The sequence below is a fragment of the Streptomyces sp. NPDC005151 genome (assembly GCF_053599875.1).
Map to the genome: position 1 here is coordinate 23528 of NZ_JBSFYR010000082.1, position 11333 is coordinate 34860.

Sequence of the window (11333 nt, forward strand, 5' to 3'; positions counted from 1 at the left end):
AGGGCAGGGGCTGCGATGGAACGGACCACGTGCTGTGTTGTGGGCGGCGGCCCCGCCGGAATGGTCCTCGGCCTGCTGCTGGCCCGGGCCGGAGTGGCGGTCACGGTCCTGGAGAAGCACGGCGACTTCCTGCGCGACTTCCGCGGCGACACGGTGCATCCGTCCACCCTGGCGCTGCTGGACGACCTCGGCCTGGCGGAGCGGTTTGCCCGTCTGCCGCAGCGGCGGGTGACGACGGTGCAGTTGCCGATCGGCCCTGACCGTTCGCTGGTCACCGTCGGAGACATCGGCGCGCTGCGGGGCCCGTACAACTACGTGGCGATGGTGCCGCAGTGGGACCTGCTCGACCTCCTCGCGGACGAGGCCGGTCGAGAGCCGTCGTTCTCCGTGCGGATGAGCACCGAGGCGACTTCCTTCCTGATGGAGCGCGGACGGGTCATGGGGGTGCGGTACCGCACGCCCGACGGCCGCACCGGTGAACTGCGGGCCACCCTCACGGTGGCCTGCGACGGCCGGGGCTCGCTGGCCCGGTCTCGGCCCGAACTGGCCCTGCGGAGATTCGCCTGCCCCATGGACGCCTGGTGGTTCCGGCTGCCGCGGCGGGAGGGCGATCCGCACGGGCTCGTGGGAGGCGTCGGCGACCGGTTCCTCACCGCCATGATCGACCGCGGGGACTACTGGCAGTGCGCGGCGCTGATCCCCAAGGGGACCGATGCCGAGCGCCGTGCCGCCGGTCTTGAGCGGTTCATGGCCGACTTCTCGGCCGCCGTCCCCTGGCTCGCGGACCGGGTGCACGCGCTGCGGTCGTGGGACGAGGTGAAGATGCTCGACGTACGGCTCGACCGCCTCCGGCGCTGGCACCGCCCGGGACTGCTGTGCATCGGTGACGCGGCGCACGCGATGTCGCCGGTCTTCGGTATCGGCATCAACCTTGCTGTCGAAGACGCCGTCGCCACCGCCCGGTATCTCGTCGAGCCGCTGCGCAGGGGTGCGGTCGGCCTGGGGGACGTACGCGCCGTACAGCGCCGCCGGTGGCCGACCACAGCCGCGACGCAGGCGCTGCAGCGATTCGCCCATGCGCGGGTCATCGCACCCGTACTGGCGGGACGCCCGCCCTTCGGTAGCCCCAAGCGGTCACAGCGGATGACCGAACTGTTCACCACTTCGCGGTGGCTCAAGCGAGTGCCGGCGTACTTCATCGCCTACGGTGCGGTACGCGAACGTCCGCCCACCGCGTCCATGCGGTGATACCCGGCTCCCGGCCCTCGCCCGCCACCCGGCCACCGAAGCGGGTCCGGACGACACCGGCGAGGGCGCGATCGCCCGTGTCCCGGGAGCGCCGCCGGCCCTGGTCGGCCCGAATGCCTCATGCTGCGGCGCGCCGCAGCATGAGGCAGCGGCGCAGTCCTGCCGAGTACCGGGGGAGGGCGCCTGGGCGGTCAGTCGGTCTGCGGGGTCAGGAGTGGTCCGGAACGGGCGGGGTGCTGGGGTTCGGTACCTGGGCGCGGGAATCCGGTGCGTACTGGGCGGCCTGGGTGTGGAACATGGCTGCGTACCGTCCGTCTGCGGCGATCAGTTCATCGTGGGTGCCGTGCTCGCTCAGGCGTCCCTGGGTGAGGACGTAGATGGTGTCGGCGTGGCGGACACCGGACATGCGGTGGGTGACCAGGACCACGGCCCGGTGTGGCCCGGCGAGTTGGCGGATGCGGGTGAAGGCGGCGATCTCTGCTTCGGGGTCGAGCGCGGAGGTGGGTTCGTCGACGATCAGGACGCTGTCCGCCGGGCACGTGGAGCTGCGCCAGTGTGTACGGGCCAGTCCGATTTTCTGCCACTCGCCTCCGGAGAGTTCCGAGGCGCCGCGGAACATCCGGGCCAGCAGGCTCCGCAGACCATGGGGCAGTTTCGCGATGACCGGGGAGGCGCCGGCGTAGTCGACAGAGGGCTCCAGTTCCTCGTGCTCGGCATCCTGGTCGGGGCGGCCGATGCGGATATTCAGGGCGGCTGTCACCGGCCAGCGCTGGAAATCCTGGGTCAGCAGTGCGACGCGGTCGAACACCTGGGAGCGGTCCAGGCCGGTCAGTTCGGATTCGCCCCAGTGCACCGTGCCGCTCTGCGGCAGCAGCAGGCCCGCCAGGACCTTCATCAGGGTGCTCTTGCCCGATCCGTTTTCGCCCACCACTGCGGTCACCGATCCCATGGGGAGAGTGATCGAGACCCCGTCCAGTGCCGGAGCGTCGCGGTCCGGGTAGCGGTAGGTGACCTTGTCGAGGACGACCTGTTCGACTTGGTGCGGCACGTGTTCCCCGCCTGATGGGATGGCTCGTCCTGCGGCCTCGGCCAGGAACCGGTCGTGGTCCCGGACGTAAAGACTCTCTTCGTGCAACTGGTTGACGTTCATGACCAGCGCGCCGAGGCTCGCGGAGCCGGAGCGTACGGCGATCACGGCGGTGCCGGCCACAGCAAGGCTCATGTGCCCGGCCATGATCAGCCAGAACATCACCCCGTACGTGCCGGCCATGGCCAGACCGGACAGGGCAGCGGCCACCAGCTCGGTCAGGGCCTTGCCGTTGGCGAGCCGCTTCTGCTCGGCCTCGGCGTTCTCGGCCATCCCCTTGTACTTGTCCAACAGGAACGGGCCGACCGAGTGGATCCGCACTTCCTGGGCCGCGCTGCGCTCGGTGAGGAGGTTGCCGATGAGGCGGCTGGCGCGCACGTGCTCGACCCAGGTCATCACCGACACATAGCGCTCCTGCGCCACCCGCATGGCTCCCCAGCCGCGCGGTGCCGCGATGAGCAGCAGCATGGGCAGTAGCGCGGGGTGCAGGATGGTCAGGATGCTTGCTGTGGCGATCAGAGAGATCGTGCCGTCAGCGCGGCGACGCAGGCGCCGATCATGCGCCGGGCGGAGGCGGCACCGTACTGCGCGACATCGATCAGGCGCCGGAACTCCGGGTCCTCGATGGCCTCCAGTTCGACTGCGGTGGCTGCTGCCAGGTACTCGGTGGTCGCGATCCGTTCCACCAGGGGCTCCAGGCGCCCGGCCCGTGAAGTGGACCAGCCGGCGAGGCCGGCGTTCACCACCGCGACGGCCGCGCCGGCGATCAACGCGGGAAGGGCACCGTACAGGCGGTCGACGGGCGTGCCGCTGCCGAGCAGGGCATGCATCACGGCGTTGACCGCGAGCAGGCTGACGGCTGCCGCGATGCCCTGGCCGATCTCACTGACCCCGACTGCCAGCAGTGCGGGCCGGTCGGCGGACCAGGCCCGGCGCAGGGTGCTGCCGACCAGACGGGGCATGGCACGAATGGCCGAGAGCATGGTCAAGTCGAGCCGTGCACGCTCATGTTCGGCCCAGCCCATGTCGTAGCGCAGGGGCCCGCCGAACAGCTCCTGCTCGGCTGCGGAGACTGTCGGCTCAACCATCCGCACCCGGCGCAGATACCGCTTCACGATGCGTCTCCCCGGGTGGGAGCAGGCCAGTTCAGGGTCAGGTACGTGGGCCTCTCGGCGAGCACGCGGAAGATTGCCACGGTGCAGGGGTGGCAGTCCTGCGACGGCTTGCCCAAGGCAACCCGGAACAGTCCATCCTGCCTGTCGGGCTCAGCATTGTGAGGTTCGCCGCTCCAGGACTGCGCCACGAATACCGCGGTGATCCGGTCCTCGCCGAGGGGGTCGTCGTCATGCACCAGGCCGCAGAGCTCCTGATGACGCGGGTCGACATCGACCTCGGCCTCCACGCGTGCTTCCCCGCGGGCTGCCTGATCGAGCGACTCACTCTTTTCCAGGTGGTCGCCCACCACCGCGAGTTGTCCCGGCACAGGGTCAGAACCGGCAGCTCTGCGGACGCACAGGACACGTCCGTCCGAGCGGAACAGTAACCGGACAGCATCTGCCATCGAACGGTAACGAACGTTGGTCACGCGAAGGTCCCCCTCTTCAGCCACTCCACCGTGCGCCAGCCTCGCGCGGTCACGGCTTCGCCGCCATACCGCGGCCCGTAGGCCGGAGCGCCGGCTGCATCCGCCGCTGCGAAGCAGACCAGGGTGTATTTCTCCGGCCGGCCCGCCGAGGCCACCCAACGTGCGCGGCGGGCTGTCATGTTCCCCGGGTTCGGCGAGCGCCCTCACCGAGCCGGGCGGCATCGACCTGCTGGTGAACAACGTCGGAGCGGAGGACGACGTCCAGCCGGTCGGCTTCCTTGACACCGACGACACTTACGGCCTCCCCCGCGATAGGGAGTAGGCTCCCGACGCCCTGCGACTTTGCTTGCGGCGTTGTCGTCAGTCACCGACGCTCCGCGTCGACTCCGTCCTCCGCCTTGCCATCGAAGCCGCATGACGCCGCTCGCTGATCCACTCCCTATCGCGGGGGAGGCCGTTAGTGGATCCGCATTTTCGACCTCAGCCTGCGCAACACCGTCCGCGCCGGCCGAGCCGCTCTGCCTGGCCTGATCGAACGCCGCGGCGCGATCGTCAACGTCTCGTTCATCAACTCCCGGCTGCCTTCCGCCGGCCCGGCTGCCTAGGGAGCGGCCAAGGCGGCCCTCGCCGCGTTGGAGAAGTCCTGGCCGAGGAATTCGGGCCCCATGGTGTGTGCGTGAACACTCTTTTTCCCGGAGCGGTCCGCACCTAGAGGAGCGTGGTGAGTCCCGGTTCGGTGGACGATTGCGTCGAGCGTTTCGTCTTGCCTACGCCTCGCAGGAGGCCGAGTGAGAAGAGACCGGCTCCGGCCATGACGACGGCCGCGCCGACTGACGCGATGCCCATTCCGTGGGTGAAGGCGTCACGTGCAGCCGCCAATGCGGCGTCTGCCATGGGGGCGGGGAGCTTGGCCGCTGTCGCGCCGCCCAGGGTTTCGCGTACTGCTTCGGCGTGCGGCATGTCGGATGGCAGGGCGTCGGACATGTCCCGGCTGTAGACCGCGGCTCCGATGGAACCGAGGATGGCCATGCCCAGGGCTCCGCCCAGTTCCTGGCCCGACTCAAGTACGGCCGCGGCCGAGCCCGCGCGCTCCGGTGGGGCCGCGCCCAGGGCGAGTTCGTTGGCGAGGGTCATGGCGGCGACCAGCCCGCCCGCATAGACGGAGGCGCCGACGAGGGTGAACCAAAGGGCCGAGTCAGTACGTACCTGGGTCAGCCAGAGGAAACCGCAGGCGGAGACGAGGAAGCCGCCGCCCATGACGTACGCACGGTCGAACCGCTGTGCGAGTGCCGCCCCGGTCGGGGCCATGACGGCTACGCCCGCGGCCGGCACCAGGCTCCACAGTGCGGCTGTCAACGGGCTCAGGCCGAGCACGGACTGCAGATACTGCGTGAGGAACACGGCCATGCCCACCGTGGCGAACATAGCGAGCAGATTGGCGAGCACCGGGCCGCCGAAGGCGCGCCGGCCCAGGAGGCCGAGGTCGATCATGGGGTGGGCGAGGTGCCTCTGGCGGCGTACAAATGCGAAGCCGAGCACGAGTCCCACGGTGATGCCGAGAGCGGGCAGCGGTTCGTAGCCGTGCCGGGCCCACTCCTTGATGCCGTAGATGACTGGGAGCAAAGCGCCGAGTGAGAGCGCTGCACTCAACGGGTCCAAGCGGCCTCGGACGGCTGGTGTGGACTCTGGTACCAAGAAGGGCACCAGCGCGAGCAGCAGCACCATGGCAGGCAGATTGATCAAGAACACTGAGCCCCACCAGAAGTGTTCCAGCAGCAGACCACTGACTACCGGTCCCAGTGAGATACCGGTGGTCATGACGGCCGTCCAGATGGTCACCGCCTTCCCGCGCTGCTTCTCGTCACGGAAGAGGTTGCGGATCAGGGCGAGGGTCGAGGGCATCAGGGCGGCGCCGCCGAGTCCGAGCATCGCGCGCACGGCGATGAGCAGGTCGGCGGAGTGCGCGTACGCGGCGGTCACCGAGGCCGCGCCGAAGACTGCGGCTCCCGTGAGGACCAGCATGCGCCGCCCGACCCGGTCGCCGAGCGCGCCCATCGTGATGAGCAGCCCGGCGAGTACGAAGCCGTACATGTCGAGAATCCACAACTGCTGTGTGGCGCTGGGCTTCAGGTCCTGGCTGATGTACGGGATCGCGAAGTACAGGATCGAGACGTCCATCGAGACGAGGAGCAGCGGCAGCATCAGGACACCGAGGGCGACCCATTCCTTGCGGCCCGCGCGGGGGCCGGGTGTGTTCTCCATGGCCTTACGGAATCGGGTCATCGCGTACGCCGCAAACAGATGCCTAGTGCACTCTGCTGTACCCCCTGTCGAAAGGGGCAGGTAGGGCAACCAGTGCACTAGTACAGTGACGGCATGGCCACCGAACCGCCCTACCTTCGCATCGCCGGGGATCTCCGCCGCCGCATCGCCTCGGGCGAGCTCGCCCCTGGCGACCGAGTCCCCTCCACCCGGCGTATCACGCAGGAGTGGGGCGTCGCGATGGCGACCGCGACAAAGGCGCTCACCACGCTGAACCAGGAAGGACTGGTGCGGGCTGTGCCTGGTGTCGGCACGGTAGTTGCGGAGACAGGGCGAGAGCGCAACACGGCCCCCGGTCAGCGACTCACCCCCGAGCGCATCATCCGTACCGCGATCGCGCTCGTCGACGCGGAGGGTCTTGCCGCGCTCTCCATGAGGCGAGTCGCAACCGAGTTCGGGACCTCTACCATGGCGCTCTACCGCCATGTCCCGAACAAGGGAGAGCTCATAAGGCTGATGTCGGAAGTGGTGTTCAGCGGGGGGCCGTCCGGCCCACCACCGGCGGGTTGGCGTCCGCGGCTGGAGCGGGAGGCACGGTGGTTGTGGGGTCAGTACGAGCAACATCCCTGGCTGGCGCGAGCCATGGCCGCCCTCACTCGGCCGATGGCTTCGCCCCATGCGATGCAGTACACCGAGCGGGCCCTGGGCGCCTTGAGCGGGCTCGGATTTACCCCGGATCAGATGATCCATGTCCACCTCACTCTTCTCGGATACGCCCAAGGCGTCGCGATGGCCGTTGAGCTGGAATCCCAGGCGCGACAGGACACCGGAATGACACCTGAGGAGTGGATGACATCCAATGAGCCACGGATGGAAGCAATCCAGACCACCCAGTCGTATCCGATCCTGTCCACGCTCTTCGACCACGACGGGTTCGAACTCGACCTCGGCACCCTCTTCGAATTCGGGCTCGCGCGGATGCTGGACGGAGTCGAGTCACTCCTCGATCGGCTTCCAAGTGAGCCTTCGCAGCGGAAGCTCTGACTCGTCAGTGCCACTGCCTGTCAGGTCGCGGTGGCCGGCAGGGCAAGGCTGCTGCGACGACGTGTGAGTTGACACGCGTCAAGAACCGGATGTGCGGGCTTCTCGCCCAGATCCCCCCTCCCTGAGCGGGTCCTGGGCCCCCGTCATGACCATCCGGCCGTGCTGGCCCTGCTCGAACGTGCGGCTCCCCAGGCAGCCAGTTGAGGAAGGCAGGACGGCGAGGACCGGTCACCCTGCTGCGGCCCAGGGCCCCGCGCATGGCCGAACGTGTCGTCGAAGACGTACTTGCCGCGTTCGCCTCACTGTCGCAGCCGGCCTCACGGGCCTACTACGACAAGAAACGCCGGGAGGGCAAACACCACGTTGCGGTTGGCGGGAATTGCCAACTGAAGCGCCAATTTCGGATGCTCCTGACCTGGGCCCGGAGCAGTGTGGTCCACCTCGGTGGCCGTGCTGAGCATCTGCGGCGGACGGCCCGTGACGACCACCATGAGTGGAACCAGTGCCAGCCCCACCAGCCGGCCCTCTGCCGGAACGAGGCTCGATCCGTGCCCCGAGCAGACTGCGCAGCCGCGGGCGTGACGCGCCACCCGCTTGCGCCGCAGGGCCGAGGGGCCTGGTCCCACTCGGCGATGATGTCCTGATCCACGCCGTAGCCGATGTTCAGGGCGCCCCTTCACCTCTGGGTCCGGCCCTGTCCTCTGCCCTCGCCCTCTACCGCGGCAGATCGGACACTGACCTCCACTCAGCGCGCTGCGAGAAGAGGAAAATGACAGCCCTTCAGATAGAAGTCGAACATGACTACCTTTCAAATAGACGAAGCCCATATGCGTAAATAGCGCAAATTCACCCGATCGGCCGTTGGATATCACACCTTAGATGCGTCCGATATGACAGATAAAAACATTGTTCGTACGTTTGTCACGTATCGGCTACAGCCGATGTCTCTGAGACAGGAGAAGTGATATGACCACGCGTACTGCCGTCGTGACCGCCGCCGTTGTAGGCGCCGCGGCCCTGGCGGCAACCGGTATCAACTACGCCACGGCCGCGGATACCCCCGCAGCTGCGCCCGTTGTTCAGCAGCAGGCCGCCGCTCCCGGCGCGGCTCCGCTGGAAGACGGCGGCGGCGGGAAGGGCAACAGCAACGGAGGTGGCGGCAACGGCAACGGCAACAGCAACGGAGGTGGCGGCAACGGCAACGGCAACAGCAACGGAGGTGGCGGCAACGGCAACGGCAACGGCAACGGTGGCGGCGGCCGAGGTGGCGACAACGGTGGCGGCGGCGGTGGCGGTGGCGGCTACGGCGGCAACGGTGGCGGCGGCCGAGGTGGCGACAACGGTGGCGGCGGCGGTGGCGGTGGCGGCTACGGCGGCAACGGTGGTGGCGGCAAGGGCGGCGGCAACGGTGGCGGCTACGGCGGCAACGGTGGTGGCGGCAAGGGCGGCGGCAACGGTGGCGGCTACGGCGGCGAGGACAACGGCTACGGCGGCGACTACGACAGGGGAAGGATTTTCTTCAACGAGCGGTCCTACTCCGCCCACTCCGACGGCTGCATCACCGTGGTGAGCGGTCTGGGCTCCAGGACTCTCAACGTCCGCAACGACAGCCGCCGGACCGTTGAGGTCTTCCGCGGCGCGACCTGTGACAACGGCTCTCCTGTTGCCACGGTCGGCCCGTACAGCACCAGCAACGGTGTCACGCCGCGCTTCGTCCACGGCGGCGTGTGGGTCAAGAACGGTGTCGTGGGCAGCTTCCGAGTGATCAGGGACCGCTACCGCGACGAGTGGTAACAGCAACGCCCGTACACCATGGAAACCCTGGCCCGCCGGAATCGGGCCAGGGTTTCCGGCATTCGATTCGCGGTGCGCATCGGGTCGGCGTCGCGGAAGCCGGAGGGCGCGGCCGCGCACAGTTGGACGACCGGTATGCAGGCTTCGTGGTTACCTTCGCTCGGGTGAGCTTCTGGCCGGGTCGATATCGAGGAGGCCAAGCAGTGTCTCGCGGTGGAGGTCTGCGATCGGGCTGACAAGGTCCGGGTGGCGCAACAGCGGCGCCGCACGGTGATCGCGAGGGCTGGGAATTGTCAGCCGACGCGTATCGCCCACACGGCCCACGCCGTGGTGGGTTGCGGCCAGGCAGGCCGCTGCCACGGTGGCGAGATCGGCGTCGGCCAGCAGGCAGGCCGCCCAGCTGACGACTGTTTCGTCCACCCAGGTGCGCCAGGCGTAGTCGGTTCCCTCCAGCGGGTGTGCATCGGTGCCGGTGACGGCGTCCAGCCGGTCGGAGCCGCCGGGGCCGAGCATGTTCATCAGTTCCGCGTCCAGCACAGTGGGGTAGCGGAGGGCGGCGGCGATGGTGGCCGCCTGCCATGCCTGGGCTTCGGCCAAGGCATCGTTCAGCGGGCCGGGTGCCAGCGGGAATGCCGAGAGCAGCCAGCGAGTGGCGGCAGCTATGACTGGCGAGAGATCACTGGGCATGGTGAACCGTTCTTCACACGTGCCCGCCATGGTCGTGTTGCCTGTGCGTGATCCGGTCGCGAGCACTCGCGAGCCCGGGGGCGCGTGGCAGGTAAGCGTAGGGCCGCCGCCTGACTGGCAACAGGACGTACGTCACAGCCGGGGTGCCCGTCCCTGCCCACGGCTGCGCAGGCCGGGGCCGGTGACAAAGTCACGCGCGGTCCATGAGCCCGGGGCCGGAAGTCAGCAGCTTGTTGGCGAGTGGCTTGTCCGGCAAGGATTGGGGCGGCCGGGGTGGAAGCCATCTCCTTGGCCCGGCGGATCTTGTCGCCTCCACCAGGGCGTGATCTGCGATCTCCTTGTCCGCGAAGTCATCCCCGCCCTCGACATGCCGACGGACCGCCGGGCAGAGGTACTGCTACTCCGAGTCGTGCGTAGAAGATCTCCAGGCGCAGACCCCCGCGGGTGGCGAGGTGCAGCTGCTCCAGGCCTATCTCGGCACGTGCGATTTCGAGCCCTGCGCTGCGTTGCCGGGCGACCGTCGAACCGTTTACCCGTGCGGCGGGTCGGGACGTCGTGGCGCTGGACGAGCGCGCCGACACCGACGGGATTCCGGAGGGCCGGTACGTCGCTGTCAAGCAACTGCTGTCCTCCGTCGTCGGGGAGGACGAGGACTTCCTGCGCCGTTTCGGGCACGAGTTGGACAACCTCTCCCGGCTACCCGCGGAGGCCGCCGCACCGCTGCTCGCCAGCGACCGCACCGCACGGCCCCCGTGGCTCGCCACCGCGTACGTCCCCGGGCTCACCCTGAGGCAAGTCGTCGAGCTGCACGGCAGCCCCCTGCCCGCACACGCGCTGTGGCTGCTGCTGCGCGAGGCGGCGAAGGGCCTGGCGTCGGTGCACGCGCTGGACATGGTGCACCGGGACCTCAAGCCGTCAAACGTCATGCTGACCCTCGACGGCCTCACCCTCATCGACTTCGGCGTCGCCCGGGCCGCCGAACAGAGCCAGCTGACCAGGACCGGCATGGTTGTGGGCACGCCCGCCTACATGGTGCCCGAGCAGGCCTCGGGCTCACGGCGGTTGAGCGGCGCGACCGACGTGTTCGCGCTGGGCTCGGTACTCGCGTACGCGGCGTGCGGCCGGCTGCCCTTCGGTGAGGAGTCGGGGCACGGCGTGCTGTACCGCATCGTCCACGAACAGCCCGGCCTGGAGCCGTTGCGGGAGCTGGAGCCGGACCTCGCCGAGGTGGTCGCGGCCTGCCTCGACAAGGACCCCGAGGGCCGCTCCACCGCCGCCGAACTCCTCGATCGTGCCTCGCAGCACGGCCCGTTCACGGCCCGGCTGTGGCCGGCGGCCATAACCGAGCGCCTGTCCGAGCGGGCCGCCTTCGCCGCGAAGGTGCAGGAGATCGACGTACCGACGGTCGTCCTCCGGTAGGTTCTGGTTTGGTCTTGCCTGGCGCGATGACGTCGGTGAGGTTCGGGCGACTGGCTAGGATCCTGGCCCCACCGCCGACGGTGGCGATCACAACTGGAGGCAACGTGGTGTATGAATCGTTCCGGGTTTGACCGAGGCTCGATCTCTTGGAAGGATCGGGATCGTTATGTCGAAGCCATACCCGAAGGAAGTCCGTGAACGGGCCGT

7 protein-coding genes and 4 pseudogenes are annotated in these 11333 nt (G+C 68.7%); 7 read left to right on the plus strand and 4 right to left on the minus strand.

Annotated elements, in window-relative coordinates:
* Nucleotides 1–15 precede the first annotated feature (15 nt).
* Nucleotides 16–1248 (plus strand): FAD-dependent oxidoreductase, encoded by a 1233-nt coding sequence (locus ACWD6R_RS31385; RefSeq protein ID WP_451821796.1) that lies wholly within the window; start codon nt 16–18, stop codon nt 1246–1248.
* A 208-nt stretch (nt 1249–1456) separates the two neighbouring features.
* Here the strand turns inward: ACWD6R_RS31385 and ACWD6R_RS31390 are convergent.
* Nucleotides 1457–3423: pseudogene (locus ACWD6R_RS31390) on the minus strand (ATP-binding cassette domain-containing protein).
* A 23-nt stretch (nt 3424–3446) separates the two neighbouring features.
* The gene (locus ACWD6R_RS31395) at nt 3447–3920 is read right to left on the minus strand and encodes an NUDIX domain-containing protein (RefSeq protein ID WP_451821797.1); all 474 of its coding nucleotides are present in this window, start codon (nt 3918–3920) and stop codon (nt 3447–3449) included.
* A 160-nt stretch (nt 3921–4080) separates the two neighbouring features.
* Here ACWD6R_RS31395 and ACWD6R_RS31400 point away from each other — a divergent pair, with 160 nt between their 5' ends.
* Nucleotides 4081–4242, plus strand: coding sequence for a hypothetical protein (locus ACWD6R_RS31400; RefSeq protein WP_451821798.1), 162 nt, complete (start codon nt 4081–4083; stop codon nt 4240–4242).
* Nucleotides 4243–4381: 139 nt separating this feature from the next.
* A pseudogene (locus tag ACWD6R_RS31405) lies at nt 4382–4629 on the plus strand (SDR family oxidoreductase); the annotation flags it as partial.
* On the opposite strand, the gene ACWD6R_RS31410 reads toward ACWD6R_RS31405, so the two are convergent.
* On the minus strand, nt 4629–6182 hold the full coding sequence (locus tag ACWD6R_RS31410) for an MFS transporter (RefSeq protein WP_451821799.1): 1554 nt from the start codon (nt 6180–6182) through the stop codon (nt 4629–4631). The pseudogene ACWD6R_RS31405 and the gene ACWD6R_RS31410 overlap by 1 nt on opposite strands.
* A 114-nt stretch (nt 6183–6296) precedes the next feature.
* Here ACWD6R_RS31410 and ACWD6R_RS31415 point away from each other — a divergent pair, with 114 nt between their 5' ends.
* The 3 genes and pseudogenes from ACWD6R_RS31415 to ACWD6R_RS31425 all read left to right on the plus strand — a co-directional run bounded on the left by ACWD6R_RS31415 (nt 6297) and on the right by ACWD6R_RS31425 (nt 9020).
* Nucleotides 6297–7226 carry a TetR/AcrR family transcriptional regulator C-terminal domain-containing protein gene (locus ACWD6R_RS31415; protein ID WP_451821800.1) on the plus strand — a complete coding sequence of 310 codons (930 nt, stop codon included), beginning with the start codon at nt 6297–6299 and terminating at the stop codon, nt 7224–7226.
* A gap of 65 nt (nt 7227–7291) precedes the next feature.
* Nucleotides 7292–7519 (plus strand): annotated as a pseudogene (locus ACWD6R_RS31420) (IS110 family transposase); the annotation flags it as partial.
* Between the two features lie 673 nt (nt 7520–8192).
* Entirely contained in the window at nt 8193–9020 is an 828-nt protein-coding gene (locus ACWD6R_RS31425; RefSeq protein ID WP_451821801.1) for a hypothetical protein, read from the plus strand.
* A 150-nt stretch (nt 9021–9170) separates the two neighbouring features.
* On the opposite strand, the gene ACWD6R_RS31430 is transcribed toward ACWD6R_RS31425, so the two are convergent.
* A complete protein-coding gene (locus ACWD6R_RS31430; protein ID WP_451821802.1) occupies nt 9171–9707 on the minus strand; it encodes a hypothetical protein in 537 nt (178 codons plus the stop codon).
* 506 nt (nt 9708–10213) lie between these two features.
* Between ACWD6R_RS31430 and ACWD6R_RS31435 the strand changes: the two are divergent.
* Nucleotides 10214–11108, plus strand: a pseudogene (locus ACWD6R_RS31435) (serine/threonine-protein kinase); the annotation flags it as partial.
* Nucleotides 11109–11333: the final 225 nt, after the last annotated feature.